The sequence below is a fragment of the Simiduia sp. genome (assembly GCF_058345725.1).
The window spans coordinates 23,251-37,512 of the sequence record NZ_JBTUOC010000004.1 but is presented as its reverse complement, the minus strand read 5'-3'; the positions used below and the strand labels follow the sequence as shown (position 1 = coordinate 37,512).

Sequence of the window (14,262 nt, the reverse complement as noted above, 5' to 3'; positions counted from 1 at the left end):
GAGGAAGCGGTATGAGCAAGCAACGCATAGTGGTCGTCGGCAACGGTATGGTTGGCCACAAATTTATTGACAATCTAGTCACGTCTGATCAGGCAGACCAGTTCGAGGTGCTGACCTTTTCCGAAGAGCCTAGGCTGGCCTACGACCGAGTGCAACTCTCTAAATATTTTTCCGGATCGACAGCGCAAGACCTGGCGTTGACCACCGAGGGTTATTATCAAGACAAGGGCGTGAATTACGTGTTGTCGGATAAAGTTGTCGATCTGGATTTTGACAACAAAGAGGTGGTGACCGCCAGTGGTCGCCGCGAGGGCTACGACAAGTTGGTGCTGGCCACCGGTTCCTATCCCTTTGTACCGCCCATTCCCGGGAACGACCAACCCCACTGTCTGGTATACCGGACCATTGAAGATCTGGAAGCCATCACGCACTCGGCGCAGCAATCCAAGGTGGGCGTGGTGGTGGGCGGCGGCCTACTGGGGCTAGAAGCTGCCAATGCGTTAAAGCAGGCCGGCTTGAATACCCATGTAGTGGAATTCGCGCCTCGATTGATGGCGGTGCAGCTCGACGAAGGTGGCGGTCAGCTGCTACGCCGTAAAATTGAAGCGCTGGGTGTGACGGTGCACACTCAAAAGGCCACCACCGAAATCGTGGCCGGCGAAAGCTGTCGCTATCGAATGAACTTTGCCGATGGCAGCCACCTAGAAACGGACATGATTCTTTTTTCTGCAGGTATTCGCCCGCAGGATGAGCTGGCCCGCCAGTGTGGCATTGCCTTGGGCGAGCGCGGCGGCATTGTCATCGACGATCACTGCCAAACATCGAAGCCCGATGTGTACGCCATTGGTGAGTGTGCACTGTGGAGCGGGCGGATCTACGGCCTGGTTGCCCCCGGCTATCAAATGGCCAAAGTGGCTTTGTCTCACATAGTGGGTGGCGCCGAGTCATTTACCGGTGCGGACATGAGCACCAAACTCAAGCTGTTGGGTGTCGACGTGGCCTCGGTGGGGGATGCCCACGGCAGTACTGCGGGCAGTAAAAGTTTTGTGTACAGCAATGATGTGGACGACATTTACAAGCGCATTATTGTGTCTGGCGATGGCAAGCGTTTGTTGGGTGCCGTATTGGTGGGGGATGCGGATGCTTACGGTACCCTCCAACAATTGTGCGTTAACGAAATGGATCTGCCCGCTGATCCCAATGCGTTGATTCTACCGTCGGTGGACGGTGCCGCCAGTGTGATGGGCGTTGATTCGCTACCGGAAACGGCCCAGATTTGCTCCTGTTTTGATGTGAGTAAAGGCGCTATTTGCTGCGCGGTGCAAGAGGGCGCGCAAACCATGGGCGATGTGAAGGCCAGCACGTTAGCCTCCACCGGCTGCGGTGGCTGTGCCGCTCTGGTGAAACAGGTTATGGATGCCGAGCTGACTAAGTTAGGCGTGGAAGTAAACAATGACATTTGCGAGCATTTTGCCTACTCGCGCCAACAGTTGGCCGATATTGTGCGGGTGAAAAAAATTCGCACCTTTGCAGAGCTGTTAGACAGCCACGGCACAGGTCATGGTTGCGATATCTGCAAGCCCGCCGTGGGTTCGATTCTGGCCTCATTCTGGAACGACTACATTCTTGAAGACGAACATATCGGCCTGCAAGACACCAACGATGTTTTCCTGGGCAATCTGCAAAAAGACGGTACCTATTCCGTCGTGCCGCGAGTGGCGGGCGGCGAAATTACCCCCGACAAACTCATAGTGTTGGGCGAGGTGGCCAAGCAATTTAATTTGTACACCAAAATCACCGGCGGCCAGCGGGTGGATTTATTTGGCGCGCAACTCAATGACCTGCCCATAATCTGGCGCAAATTGGTGGACGCCGGTTTCGAAACCGGTCACGCCTATGGCAAGTCGGTGCGCACCGTAAAATCCTGTGTGGGCTCTACCTGGTGCCGCTACGGCGTGGACGATTCGGTTGGCCTGGCCATTGAGATCGAAGACCGCTACAAGGGTCTGCGTTCGCCCCATAAACTGAAATTTGCCGTGTCTGGCTGTACGCGCGAATGCGCCGAGGCTCAGTCAAAGGATGTGGGTATTATCGCCACTGAAAAGGGCTGGAATTTATATGTTTGCGGCAATGGCGGCATGCGCCCACGTCACGCCGACTTATTTGCCACAGATTTAGACAAAGCTACCTTAATCAAGTACGTGGATCGCTTCCTGATGTTCTATGTGCGCACGGCGGATCGATTGCAGCGTACTTCCGTGTGGCTTGAAAACCTGGAAGGTGGGCTCGAATACCTGAAAAAAGTCGTGATTGACGACAGCCTGGGGCTGGGCGACGAGCTGGAAAGTGAAATGGCCAATAACATCGCCCACTACCAGTGCGAGTGGAAAACAACCATCGAAAGCCCCGAAAAACTCAAGCGATTCAGCCATTACATTAACAGCGAAGCGCGCGACGATAATTTGGCTTATGTGTTGGAGCGCGCACAAATTCGTCCGGCATCGGAGCGCGAGCGCATTCCCGCCGTAGAGGTGGTGGAACCCGCGCTGGCATAAATGGGTGGTTTCCAACTTATCTAATTGATAGAGAGTGACAGTATGAGCAAGGCATGGCAAACAGTGTGTCAATCCGAAGATATTGTACCCGGCACCGGCGTGTGTGCGTTGGTGGGGGGCAAGCAGGTGGCTATCTTTCGCACGCTGAAAGAGCGGGCGCTCTACGCCCTGGACAATTACGATCCCATTGGTAAAGCCAATGTCCTATCGCGCGGCATTCAAGGGTCTGTGGGCGAGCAGTTAGTGGTGGCCTCGCCCCTGTACAAGCAGCACTTTGTGCTCGGGACCGGCGAGTGTCTCGAGGAGGATGTCAGTGTGCCCGTGTATCAGGTGCGCGAAACTGACGGCCAGGTAGAAGTGGCGCTGCCTTAACGATTTGCACCTTTGGGCAGGCAAGGGATAACCGCGCCTGCTCTTTTTCTTTTTTATCCCATCCCCAGCTCCATCCAAATTTGCTTCCTCACTGCTATCTCAGCTGCCACTTCGGGTGCTGCATTCAGCGACGACTAAATTCGCTGCACGAGTGTACACATTGCGTTGTCCAGTGCGAGTTTTCGCGTAGCCTATCCCGGGACGCAAGTCGCCAGAACTTGTAGCGGGGCGCGCTTAACGCAGCCTGCCTATGTGCCATAGCGATGTTGGCACCTGTGTACGCGTGTGGCTATTGCCGGTGCGAATGATCCCGTCATGCAACCGTCAAGGGCCCGTGTCTTACTGGACGCTGGTGCGGATCATTGCCCTGCATGAGTGCAATTTGCCCCAAGCTAGTGCGACTAGTGAAGATATATGGCAATTTGATGGTGCTTATTTGCGTAACAATCGTGCAGCGATGCGTGCAAAGCAACCGGTTTTCAGGGCTTGGCAGGATTTATTGCACAACTAGCCACTTTAGGCACGGCCTTTGCTCTATGTCCGCTATCCACTTTTTACTATTTATCTATAGGCATCGGATATGAGCAGCGCAAGATCGTTCAACCTGTTCTCTTTTACAGGCAAGATGAAAATATTGCACCTGAGTTGGATGGCATTTTTTATCACATTTGTGGTGTGGTTTAACTTTGCGCCATTGTTACAGGCTGTGGCTACTTCCCTGGGATTGAGTAAGTCTGAAATAAAGACGTTACTCATTTTAAACGTGGCACTGACGATACCTGCGCGCGTACTCATAGGTATGCTGACGGACCGCTATGGGCCGCGCATCGTGTATTCTGGCTTGTTGGCATTGTGCGCATTGCCTTGCTTTGCTTTCGCTCTGGCCGACTCCTTTCTGCAGGCAGCTATCGCTCGTTTCGCCCTGGGTTTCATTGGTGCCGGGTTTGTGATTGGTATCCGCTTGGTGAGCGAGTGGTTTCCCGCTAACGAGTTGGGCACTGCCGAAGGTATTTACGGTGGCTGGGGCAACTTTGGTTCGGCAGCAGCTGCCTTTACCTTGCCTACGCTTGCCGTATTGATGGGAGGTGAGGATGGTTGGCGCTACGCTATCGGTATTACCGGTTTGATGAGCCTGGTATTTGCCTTTGTGTTTTATGCCAGTGTCAGTGATACCCCTAAGGGCTCGACTTATTTTCGGCCGAAAAACCTGGGTGCCATCGAAGTCACTAGCAAGGGCGACTTTTTCCTGCTGGTAATTATGAAAGTGCCCATGTACGCCGCTCTCGCGCTGCTGACCTGGAAGCTCTCGCCGGAGGGCGTGAGCATGCTGTCTGAAACCGTTGCCGTGGCTTGCTATGTGGGCCTGGTTTTGCTGTTTGCTTACGAGCTCTCGCATGTATGGAAGGTTAATAAAAATATCTTTCGCGAGCCGGTTCCCGAAATGCACCGTTACAAGTTTAAGCAGGTGGCTGTGTTAAACGTTTTGTACTTTGCGACATTTGGTTCTGAGCTGGCAGTCATTTCCATGTTACCGCTGTTTTTTGCCGACACTTTTGCTTTAACGCCCGTCATGGCTGGCATGGTGGCATCGGCCTACGCATTTATGAATTTAATGTCGCGCCCCGGCGGTGGTTGGTTGTCCGATCGCTTTGGACGCAAGTCTACCCTCTTGATTTTGACCGCAGGTCTGGCTTTGGGCTATGCCCTGATGGGCATGGTCGATTCTGGCTGGCCGCTGGTGTTGGCGGTGATTGCCGCCATGGCGTGTTCATTTTTCGTGCAGGCCGGTGAGGGTGCGGTGTTTGCGGTTGTGCCATTAATCAAGCGTCGACTTACTGGCCAGATTGCCGGGATGACCGGTGCCTATGGCAACGTTGGCGCGGTGGTTTACCTTACGGTGCTGAGCTTTGTGGATTATTCCAGCTTCTTCTTTGTGATTGCCGGCACCGCAGTATTGGGCTTTATTACCTTGTTGTTCATGGAGGAGCCAGCGGGTCACATTGCCGAAGTGCGCGAAGATGGCTCTGTGGAATTGATTACCGTATCCTGATAGTCGCGGACGCCGGCGCGCGACTCGCTGCGCCGGCCCCATTATCCAGCAGCAGGAAGATTGAATGACCGCAGCCGAATCGTTACACGATCCCAGTTTAGCGGGCCAAAAAACGCTGAAGCTAAGCTTTGGGGGATACTCTACCGCGGGTTCAAAAAGCGAAAATCAAGATGCCTTTGCTGCGCATTTACCCCAGGGTAGCGCGGCTCAACTCAAGGGCGGTGTGGCCTGTATCGCCGATGGCGTCAGCTGTAGCGACAATGCCCAGCAAGCCAGCTCCACCAGTGTCACCCTGTTTATTGAAGACTATTTTTCCACGCCCGATACCTGGCCTGTAAAAACCGCGGCCACGCGGGTATTGTCATCGCTAAACTCCTGGCTATATCACCACGGCCAGCAGGCAAGCGCTCGGCACAACGGACTGGTCACCACGTTTAGTAGTCTGTTAATTAAATCCAATACTGCCCACCTATTTCACGCCGGTGACAGTCGTATTTACGCGTTTCGACGCGGCTCTCTACAACAGCTTACCCGCGATCATTGCCACCGCCAGCAGGGGAGCAAAACCTTTCTAACCCGCGCACTGGGTATGGATTCGCACCTGGAAGTGGACTACCAGCAAGAGGAGGTGAGCGAGGGCGATTGCTATCTCTTAACTACCGACGGTGTGCACGAGTGGCTATCTGATCGCGTCTTGTTCGAGATGCTGTCAAAGGAAAGCGAATGCCTGGAAACCCTGGCGCGGGAAATTTGTGACGCAGCGAAGGACAAGGGCAGTGATGACAATATTACCTGTCTGTTAGTGCGAGTGGATGAACTTCCTTTAGCTGCACTCGAGGAAGTGCACCGCAGTTTAACCCAGTTGGTGATTCCGCCCGTCTTGAAGGAAGGGCAAAAGCTAGATCATTATGAAGTGATCTCGGTATTGCACAGTGGCACTCGATCGCATGTATACAAAGTACAGAACTTGCACACCGGTAGCTACGCGGTAATTAAGGCGCCCTCGGAAAATTTTAAGGACGATGTGCAGTACTTGGAAGGCTTTATCCGCGAGCAATGGGTTGGTCGGCGATTGAGTCATCCGGGCGTCATGAAAATTATGCCGAGACCCGAGCAAAGCCCGTTTCTATATCATGTGTGCGAGTGGATAGAGGGCATCACACTGCGCCAGTGGATCTACGACAATCCGCAGCCCGACTTTAAGCAGGTGCGGGATTTGGTGGAAAAGATTATCGCGAGTCTGCGCGCCTTCCAACGTTTAAGTATGATTCATCGCGATTTAAAGCCGGAAAATATCATCGTTACACGCAACGGTAGACCCGTGATAATCGATTTTGGCACCGTTTTTGTGGCGGGCCTAGGGGAGATAGCATCGCCTTTGGTGGAGGTCGTGCCTGTGGGGTCTGTGGATTACATTGCACCCGAGTATCTACTGGGGCAGCCCGGTAGCGATCGCTCAGACTTGTTTTCACTGGCGGTAATTACCTATGAAATGCTGAGTGGAAAGTTGCCCTTTCATCTGCCCAATATGCAGCGCAACCCTCCTGCCAGCTTTGATGCCTGGCAATACCAGCCGTTGCGGAATGTGCGCAAGGATGTGCCGCTTTGGCTAGACTTAGCGTTGCAAAAAGCGCTCTCGGCGAAGCCCTCCGGCCGACATCAGGCCTATTCGGAATTTATGCACGACCTCACGAGACCTAATAGCCAGCTTTTGGCACAATTTCAGGCTGAACCGCTCATCGAGCGCGATCCCGTACTTTTCTGGCGCAGCCTATCGCTCGTACTGCTGATGCTATTAATTGCGCAGTGGGTGTATTTTCTAGGTGTGTTGTAAGCGTTAGCGTGTAATCGCTCGATAATTATGTGTCCATGCGCCGTTCCACCCGTGGCTAAACAGCCCAAGCGGCGCAGGAGCCTGCGTTAGCTGGCAGCCTGCCGCGCCAGATCATTCCAAACCCGTTGATTTGCCTCTATAGCGAGTGTGCCCAGGTGAAACAGCTTTTCGGGCGAGCGATTATCGGGTGCAGTGCGGTGTTGGATGATTTGATCCTGAATGCCTTGTAAAAATTGGCCGCTCAGGCGCACGCGCGCTTGCAGCGCCGGTAGCAGGGCCTGACTGCTTTTTTCTGTGGCCAGGCGAATCAATTTACGCTGAGTTTCAATTAGACTTAGGTGTGCCTGTTTACTCAATTGCACAACGCGGGCACGGCAGCCCTCGACAATGGCTGGGTCGGCCTTTTGCGCCAGGGCATAGCTTGCCAAACCGCGCAGCTGGCCAAGGCCTTCGATGTGAGTGGGAATGTCTCTAAATAAGAACGCTTCGGTATCGGTGCAAGGGCCGGGCCTAAGCGCTTCTACCTGTCGCCAAAGCAATCGGTGACATTGTTCAATCAAAAAATTGTGGATTTCAAAATTGCTAAGCGGCGTATCTTGGCGCCAGTGCTTGCGCGTGTTCTGCCATTCGCTGTTAATTAATTGCCATTGTGCGGGGTCAGCTTGCATGGCCGAATAGGCGATTTTTGCCAGCAGTGTGTCGATCTGTGGGTGCAGCCCGGCCGCTTGTTGATGAAAACTCTCTACGCCCCCGAGCGCCGCTAAACTCGCGCCGCGATGCATTTGTAGCAAACCAATGAGTTCGGCGAGCAATGCGAGGTTGGGGTCGAGTTGCGAGGTTTGCAGCGGCAGTGTGCGCTCTGTGCGGGCATTGGCATTCATGATAATTCCTTTGAACGGCCTGGGTGTGATTAGGTACTTCAGGCAATGCAAAGGCTGTACCAGCTGGTTATATCCGGCAGCTAATAAGCGCGCCGGCTAATCCACTAGTCTAACCACGATTAAACGGATCTTGCTCAAGGTGTGTACTAACTGCGCGGGTGGCGATTGCGCAGCCTTGGTGCACTAAAGAAATTTGTGCATCACAGCAAGGCGCGCGCGAGCAGCAGTAAGCCGGTGACCATTAATGTCGCGTAAACCAGTTGTTTGAATTGACGCTCTGAGACGCGGTGGTGCAGGCGCTCCCCCAGGGTGAGTCCTAAGACTAACAAGGGGAGGTAAAGCGCGATTTTCGGCAGGCTGTGGCGCAGGCTGCCGTCGACTATAAACAGTGTCGTCAATAACGTATTTAACGTTAGCCACACAGTTAATAAAGTAGCGCGCAATTGCGCCTTGTTGAGCGTGTTCCCAGCCAGCGCGAAAACCAGCAGTGGGCCGCCGGAGGCAAATAGGCCATGGGTGACGCCGGCCCCCCCAATCAGCAGTTGATGGCGCCAGCGCGGGTGTGCCTGTTCGGGGCGGTTGCGCGCCATTTTGTAAAGTTCGCGCGCGCCAAATAGCGCAATAAACAGCGCAAATATGCCAGCTAACTGCTGATTACCTAGGGCTGGTCGCAACCAGGTGCCCAGGAGTGTGCCGGCGACCATTAACGGGGCGATGGTGATCCAAAAGAGGCGCCACTGAATATGACGGCGATACTTGACTACCAGATACCCCGAAAGCCCGATATTCAGCGGTACCAGTATGGGTAGCAATTCTGGGATCGGCAGAAATAATGCTCCGAGCGACAGCGCAATAACAATGGAGCCAAAGCCGGTAATGGCCTCTATGGTGTAACTCAGCAGAATAAAGACGCCCAGCAATATACTGGTCATCGCTGCGAGCTGCCCTGTGTGTCAGTGGGGATATGTGCCAGCTCCGTGGCAAATTTTTTCACCATTCGGCGCTCAAAAAAACTGGGCGCCAGGGCGTAGAGCCAGCTGGCCAGACGCGTGAACACGTCCGGAAACAACCGTTCATCGCCGCGCGCAATGGCGGTGGCAATCTTGTCAGCCATCCAGGCGGGGGTGCGTACTTTACCCAGTGTTGAGCGAACGTGGGCGGCTTTATTGCCGTCGTGTCCCAGCGCATTGGTGTCTATGGGAGTATCCAAAAAACTCGGATACACCATCAGCAGGCTAACGCCCGATGCGCGTATTTCGCAGCGCATAGTTTCAAAAAATTGGTGCAACGCACTTTTGGCCGCGCAGTAACCCGCGCGTCCCAGCACCGGCATCCAGCCCGCCATCGAGCTTATGTTGACGATTTTTCCGGCGCTGGCCTCGAGCAGCGGTAGGCAGGCCAAGGTGAGTTCAACAGGCGCTTGATAATTTACTGCCATAACTTGCCGAAATACCTGCGGTTGCGTGTGCGCGGCCAGGGATCGGTGCGTAATGCCCGCACAATTGACAAGCAGTTGCAGGGTCCCGCCGTGCTTTTGCAACGCCTCGACCAATGCTTGTTGACCGGCGGCTTCGGTAATATCGACCGCTAAATAAGGCTGTCCCAATTGGGTTGCTTTGGCGTGCAAGGCTTTGGCATTAATGTCAGTCATCCACACTTGATAGTGCGCAGCCAGCCGCTGGCTCAGGGCCCAGCCTAAGCCACTAGCAGCGCCGGTAATCAGCGCAACAGGTGCTTGTGTCATTGCGTGCCCTTTGTGGTGGCGTGTTGATGCAAGTTGCCCGATGGGCGAGGCGCTGCAATACCCAGTGCCTTTTCGGCGTAAAAATCGAAGGTTTGGCGCGATGTTTTTTGGGGTTGGTAGCCAAAGTCGCGTTTGAGCGCAGTGTTGTCCAGCACCGGCCGGTAGCGCAAAAAATTAATTTGCGATGGGCCGTAGCGGGTAAAACCCAGGGTGTGACCAATGGCCAGGGCGCTGCGTACCAACCAGGCCGGCAGTGTTATCACCGGTTTGCCAAGGCGTTGGGCGATATCGCGAAGGGTCATGGCGCCGTCGCCGGCCAAGTTAAACTCGCCGGTCTTATCCGTTCGAATACCCAATTCCATGGCGGCCAATAAATCTTGATCCCAAATAAAAACAAAGGGCGAGGTTGCACCGCTGAGGGCGAGTAATCGGCGGCCGGTGAATAAGCGGGTAATCATATTGTCCGTGCTTTGCCCCAGCACTGTGCCCGGGCGCATTACCAGTTGTTTCAGCAGCGGTTGAGTGGCGCGATAGCCCGCCAGAATTTCTTCAACCTGGCGCTTGTGTGCTGCGTAGGAGAATTCTGCGTTGCCGCGCAGCGGGTGTGATTCCTTGAGCCAGGCGGGATTGTCAGCATGATAGCCATAGGCCGCACCCGAGCTTGCGATGGTTAGGTGTTGGATATTTTGTTCTATGCAGGCGTCTAAAATATTGCGCGTACCATTGACGTCGATATCGTAGTCGCGGTCGGCATTGCCCGACGGTTCGACGACACAGGCCAGGTGCACTACGTGAGTGATACGGTGCTCCGCCATGAGGCTGGATACTGTTGAGCTGCGAATATCGAGTGGTCGTATGGGAAATTGAGCTTCGGGCCTGCTGCGAATGTCCATGCCAAGCACATAGTGATCCCGGCACAGTCGCTGCCCTAATTGAAAGCCAATATAGCCGGACGCGCCGGTAATAAGAATGCGTTTATCGGACAAAACATACCTCGTGTAATGTGTTGCGGTTCCAGTAGAGTGCCAGCAGGCCACCGCTAACCAAATGCCACACTCCCCAGAGCGCTGCCACTACCAGCATGCTGGTTTGCGTAGGAAAAAACGTAAATAAGATTGCCAGTGCCAGGCCGGAATTTTGTATGCCCACTTCGAGGGTAATGGCGCGGGTATCGGCGCTGTTCATACGAAGTAGCCGCGCGGTAACGTAGCCCAGGGAAAGGGCCAGCGCATTGTGCGCCACCACCAATGCCACGAGTAGGCCCAGGTACAGCAGGAGTGTGTCGATATTTTGCGATACTGCAATCACCACAAAACCAAACAGGGTGACGATGGAAAACAACCGAAAGGGGTGTTCGGCTCGGCTGGCAAGTTGTGGAAATTTATAACCAAATAACATGCCTAGTAACAGCGGAATAAATAGCACGAAAAAGAACAGACTGGCCAGCTGTGTGGGGTCCATGGCGATGGACTGCAGCAGCGGCAGGGTGTTTGGATTTAAACTGCCGTAAAGTGCAAAATTTAGCGGCGTAACAAATGCGGCGGTGGCACTGGAGACGCCTGTCATACTTACCGACAAGGCCACATTGCCGCGCGCCAAGTAGGTCATGATGTTTGAAAAGGTGCCGCCCGGACAGGAGGCCACCAGCATCATGCCTAGCGCCATAGAGGCCTCGACATTGAAGAACCAGGTGGTGGCACAGGTAAATGCTGGCAATAAAATAAATTGTGCGGCTAAGCCTGTGAGGGGCGCTTTGGGGCGCTGTAGTACGCGGCGAAAATCCGACGGTTTCAGCCCCATGGAGACCCCAAAGATCATGACGGCCAAGATGATGTTTAACACCAGCACCTGATCTGGGCCAAAGTGAATGACGGGTTGCATTTATAAGCTTCCTGCTAATGTATGGGTGGGTTGCTGCTTGGGCAAATTGGCGTCCGGCCAATCGGCTTTCAGGGCTTGCGAGTGTTGTTTAATGGCGTTGCGGTAGGTGGTTTTATCTACGTAATAGGCCATGCGATCCAAGTCCAAATACTGGTAGCCGCCGTCGGCGCGCTGCTGGGCGCGCTCTGCAATAGTAGCGCGTAGTTGCGCCGCGCTGGCGCTCTTGTGTTCGCGTTGGCGAATATACAACGCCACCAATTCAGCTTGCTCATCGCGCCCTTGCCAACCCAGCCCCGTGGCCTCCACCATACCCATCATGAACAGGTTGTCGCGCTCGGGATGGAAAACGTTTAAATAGAGTGCTGGTGCTTTATCGCGCCAGTTCAATAGGGCTTTGTCGATAAACGGGTAGTGCAGTTGGTATCCGGTGGCCTGCAAAATCAGGTCGAATTGGCCGGTGCTGCCATCGGAAAAGGTCACTTGCTTGCCGGTTACCTGGGCGATATCGGGCTTTGGTTGAATGTCGCCGTGACCCAAGTGGTGCAGAATCAGGGAGTTCACTACCGGGTGCGATTCATACATGCGGTAGTCTGGATCGGGCAAGCCGTATTGGCTGGGGCGCCCCATGATTAAGCGTATGAGCGTGGCGTCCAGCCATTGTTTGAGCCTCCGGGGCAGCCGAATGGCACCGCCCAAGGTGTCTGACGGCTTACCCATGATGAACTTGGGTAAAAAGTAATAGCCGCGGCGCACGCTCATGGCGACCTGTTGCGCATAGTGCACGGCATCGACAGCAATGTCGCAGGCGCTGTTGCCACAGCCTTGGATGAGCACGCGCTTGCCTTCAAATTGTTTTGGCGATTTATAGTCTGCCCCATGAAGCAACTCGCCCTGAAAAACCCCGGGCAGGGCGGGTTGATGCGGTTTGTGCAGCGTGCCATTGGCAATCAACAGGCCTTTAAATTGCCGCACTTGACGCAGTCCCTGGTGCTCGGTAGTGATTTGCCAGCCGTCCGCGTTGGCCTCACACTGCACTACGCGGGTGTTAAATTCAAATTGGCGATAGAGGTCAAAGGCCCGAGCGTAGGCTTGAAAATACTCACACAGGGCATCGTGACGTGGGTAAGTGGCCACTGAGTCCGCCATGGGGAAATCGGTAAACTCTGTCATTTGTTTGGAGCTGATCAGGTGCGCCGTTTCGTACATGGTGGAGTGAGGATTGGCGATGTCCCACAGGCCGCCCACGTCTGAGTGCAGCTCAAAGCCGACAAAGGGAATGTCGTATTGCTTTAATTGGCGGGCGGTACACAGGCCCATGGGGCCTGCACCAATAATGGCGTAGTGCTGCTCGGTCACGACTGGGCTCCGGTTTTGGCGGATTATTCCGTTATAGTAAGCACAGTCTATCGAAGGCGGCCCGACACTGTCTGGCGCCATAGAGGACCAAAAATCACCAAGCGGGACAATGTTGCCTGCATGGCACTTAGGTGCCGATTGTGAGCGCTTGCGGGCAAGTGCAAACCGCGCCGGCGCCCCCGTTGTCTTTAACCATTAAGTGATTGCCGTATGGAATTGAGCGTTACCATTCATTTTACACGCGCTATTTTAAAAACGTTGCAGGCCCAGGCCGCCGAGCTGCCGAGCAGCGTACAAGATTGGTTGGACTCCCACGGCGAGCACGATCGCGTGCCGCTGGCCTCTCTCGATCAGCTCTGGCAGGCCTGTGTGGCCGCCAGCCGAGACCCGCTGTTTGGCTTGCGCGCGGGTTTGAATGTCCAGCCCGGCCACTTGGATGTGGTCGGATTCTTGCTGATGAGCTGCGATACCCTCGAAGAAGCCTTAGACGCCTTGATTGATTATCACCGCATTGTGGGGGAGGGCGGTGAATTCAGCCTAACTCGGCAAGGGCGGGAGTGTCGCTTAATTTACGCCCCCCATTACGACATCTGCCGCGACCAGCGAGTGTCGGCGGTCATGGGGGCGACGCTCGCCGTGTCGCGTTGGTTGACCGACGGCGCCTTCCAGCCCACCCGCATAGCCTTTGCCCACGAAGCACCCCTAAACGCGACGGTAGCACAGCAGCTAGTGGGCTGCCCTGTGGCCTATGATCAGGTTGCCGATGTCTTTGTGTTTGATGCAGAACAACTGCAACTGCCAATGGTACAGGCGAATGCGCAGGTGTTTGAGCGCATGCGCGTGCTGGCCGACGAAGCGCTTCAGCGCCTCAATAGCAGCAGTTTCTCCCGGGCGGTGGCGGATCTTATCGTGAAAAATCCCACCGCTAATAAAGAAGACATTGCCGAACAGCTCCACATGAGCGGTCGGCACCTAAACCGCAAGCTGAGCTTGGAGGGGGGCAGCTTCAAACTCTTGCAAGATGATGTGCGCGCTCGATTGGCGGAACAACAACTGGATGCCGGTGCTCACGTGGCGGATATTGCAGAAGGTCTGGGGTTTTCCGACGAACGCAGCTTCACCAAGGCTTTCAAGCGCTGGCGCGGGGTAACCCCAGCGCAATTTAAAGCGCGCTAATTTGTGCGGTGGCGTGCATATGCGCTATTTGGAATGATGCAGCATCCTATATGCCATCAATTATTAGCAAGGGAAGCGCCCGCAATGAAGCGGAGCTTCAAAAAACGGGGTATCATTTGTTTTTTTCGCCGTCGCCAAGTGCACTCAAGGCTGGCTGGCAGTCTGTTATGCATAGTGGCAAAGTCTTGGCCTCCAGTAATGAGTCAAAGAATGCGAGTATCCTTGCCGAATACATGTATGAAGCACACACGAAAGAAATCGCCATAGATTGGACTGCACATCGAGGCGGTTCATACGTGCTTACCGAGGCTATGAAGCTGCTAGCCAAAAAAGGCATAGATTTAGAAAAATGACAGTCTAATATTAGTTGTATTATTCCTATAGATGATAATCGCTATCTAAAGATTTGCGGG

At 54.4% G+C, this 14,262-nt stretch carries 12 protein-coding genes; 6 read left to right on the top strand and 6 right to left on the bottom strand.

Annotated elements, in window-relative coordinates; translation table 11 throughout:
* The first annotated feature begins 11 nt into the window (after positions 1-11).
* The 4 genes from nirB (at position 12) to ACW8F6_RS00795 (ending at position 6,811) form a co-directional block, all read left to right on the top strand.
* Positions 12-2,555 carry a nitrite reductase large subunit NirB gene (gene nirB / locus ACW8F6_RS00810; RefSeq protein WP_491573930.1) on the top strand — a complete coding sequence of 848 codons (2,544 nt, stop codon included), beginning with the start codon at positions 12-14 and terminating at the stop codon, positions 2,553-2,555.
* A gap of 42 nt (positions 2,556-2,597) precedes the next feature.
* Positions 2,598-2,927, top strand: a complete 330-nt coding sequence (gene nirD, locus ACW8F6_RS00805; RefSeq protein ID WP_491573929.1) for a nitrite reductase small subunit NirD — start codon at positions 2,598-2,600, stop codon at positions 2,925-2,927.
* Positions 2,928-3,507: 580 nt separating this feature from the next.
* Entirely contained in the window at positions 3,508-4,977 is a 1,470-nt protein-coding gene (locus tag ACW8F6_RS00800; RefSeq protein WP_491573928.1) for a NarK family nitrate/nitrite MFS transporter, read from the top strand.
* Between the two features lie 64 nt (positions 4,978-5,041).
* Positions 5,042-6,811 carry a bifunctional protein-serine/threonine kinase/phosphatase gene (locus tag ACW8F6_RS00795; protein ID WP_491573927.1) on the top strand — a complete coding sequence of 590 codons (1,770 nt, stop codon included), beginning with the start codon at positions 5,042-5,044 and terminating at the stop codon, positions 6,809-6,811.
* An 86-nt stretch (positions 6,812-6,897) separates the two neighbouring features.
* Here ACW8F6_RS00795 and ACW8F6_RS00790 read toward each other — a convergent pair whose 3' ends face one another.
* From ACW8F6_RS00790 to ACW8F6_RS00765, 6 genes are all read right to left on the bottom strand, one after another.
* On the bottom strand, positions 6,898-7,692 hold the full coding sequence (locus tag ACW8F6_RS00790) for a hypothetical protein (protein ID WP_491573926.1): 795 nt from the start codon (positions 7,690-7,692) through the stop codon (positions 6,898-6,900).
* A gap of 200 nt (positions 7,693-7,892) precedes the next feature.
* Positions 7,893-8,624, bottom strand: a complete 732-nt coding sequence (locus ACW8F6_RS00785) for a sulfite exporter TauE/SafE family protein (protein ID WP_491573925.1) — start codon at positions 8,622-8,624, stop codon at positions 7,893-7,895.
* Positions 8,621-9,436 (bottom strand): SDR family NAD(P)-dependent oxidoreductase, encoded by an 816-nt coding sequence (locus ACW8F6_RS00780; RefSeq protein WP_491573924.1) that lies wholly within the window; start codon positions 9,434-9,436, stop codon positions 8,621-8,623. Before ACW8F6_RS00780 ends, ACW8F6_RS00785 begins: the two co-directional genes overlap by 4 nt.
* Entirely contained in the window at positions 9,433-10,422 is a 990-nt protein-coding gene (locus ACW8F6_RS00775; RefSeq protein ID WP_491573923.1) for an SDR family oxidoreductase, read from the bottom strand. Before ACW8F6_RS00775 ends, ACW8F6_RS00780 begins: the two co-directional genes overlap by 4 nt.
* The gene (locus tag ACW8F6_RS00770; RefSeq protein WP_491573922.1) at positions 10,412-11,317 is read right to left on the bottom strand and encodes a bile acid:sodium symporter family protein; all 906 of its coding nucleotides are present in this window, start codon (positions 11,315-11,317) and stop codon (positions 10,412-10,414) included. The genes ACW8F6_RS00775 and ACW8F6_RS00770 overlap by 11 nt, the downstream gene beginning before the upstream one ends.
* Positions 11,318-12,673 carry a flavin-containing monooxygenase gene (locus tag ACW8F6_RS00765; protein ID WP_491573921.1) on the bottom strand — a complete coding sequence of 452 codons (1,356 nt, stop codon included), beginning with the start codon at positions 12,671-12,673 and terminating at the stop codon, positions 11,318-11,320.
* 210 nt (positions 12,674-12,883) lie between these two features.
* Between ACW8F6_RS00765 and ACW8F6_RS00760 the strand changes: the two genes are divergently transcribed.
* Positions 12,884-13,849, top strand: coding sequence for an AraC family transcriptional regulator (locus ACW8F6_RS00760; protein WP_491573920.1), 966 nt, complete (start codon positions 12,884-12,886; stop codon positions 13,847-13,849).
* Positions 13,850-13,899: 50 nt separating this feature from the next.
* A complete protein-coding gene (locus ACW8F6_RS00755) occupies positions 13,900-14,202 on the top strand; it encodes a hypothetical protein (protein WP_491573919.1) in 303 nt (100 codons plus the stop codon).
* The last annotated feature ends 60 nt before the right edge of the window (positions 14,203-14,262 follow it).

What these genes read in the sequence shown, in the direction of transcription:
- nirB (WP_491573930.1), top strand. Translation starts at nt 12, where the DNA reads ATGAGCAAGCAACGCATAGTGGTCGTCGGCAACGGTATGGTTGGCCAC.
- nirD (WP_491573929.1), top strand. Translation starts at nt 2,598, where the DNA reads ATGAGCAAGGCATGGCAAACAGTGTGTCAATCCGAAGATATTGTACCC.
- ACW8F6_RS00800 (WP_491573928.1), top strand. Translation starts at nt 3,508, where the DNA reads ATGAGCAGCGCAAGATCGTTCAACCTGTTCTCTTTTACAGGCAAGATG.
- ACW8F6_RS00795 (WP_491573927.1), top strand. Translation starts at nt 5,042, where the DNA reads ATGACCGCAGCCGAATCGTTACACGATCCCAGTTTAGCGGGCCAAAAA.
- ACW8F6_RS00790 (WP_491573926.1), bottom strand. Translation starts at nt 7,692, where the DNA reads ATGAATGCCAATGCCCGCACAGAGCGCACACTGCCGCTGCAAACCTCG.
- ACW8F6_RS00785 (WP_491573925.1), bottom strand. Translation starts at nt 8,624, where the DNA reads ATGACCAGTATATTGCTGGGCGTCTTTATTCTGCTGAGTTACACCATA.
- ACW8F6_RS00780 (WP_491573924.1), bottom strand. Translation starts at nt 9,436, where the DNA reads ATGACACAAGCACCTGTTGCGCTGATTACCGGCGCTGCTAGTGGCTTA.
- ACW8F6_RS00770 (WP_491573922.1), bottom strand. Translation starts at nt 11,317, where the DNA reads ATGCAACCCGTCATTCACTTTGGCCCAGATCAGGTGCTGGTGTTAAAC.
- ACW8F6_RS00760 (WP_491573920.1), top strand. Translation starts at nt 12,884, where the DNA reads ATGGAATTGAGCGTTACCATTCATTTTACACGCGCTATTTTAAAAACG.
- ACW8F6_RS00755 (WP_491573919.1), top strand. Translation starts at nt 13,900, where the DNA reads ATGCCATCAATTATTAGCAAGGGAAGCGCCCGCAATGAAGCGGAGCTT.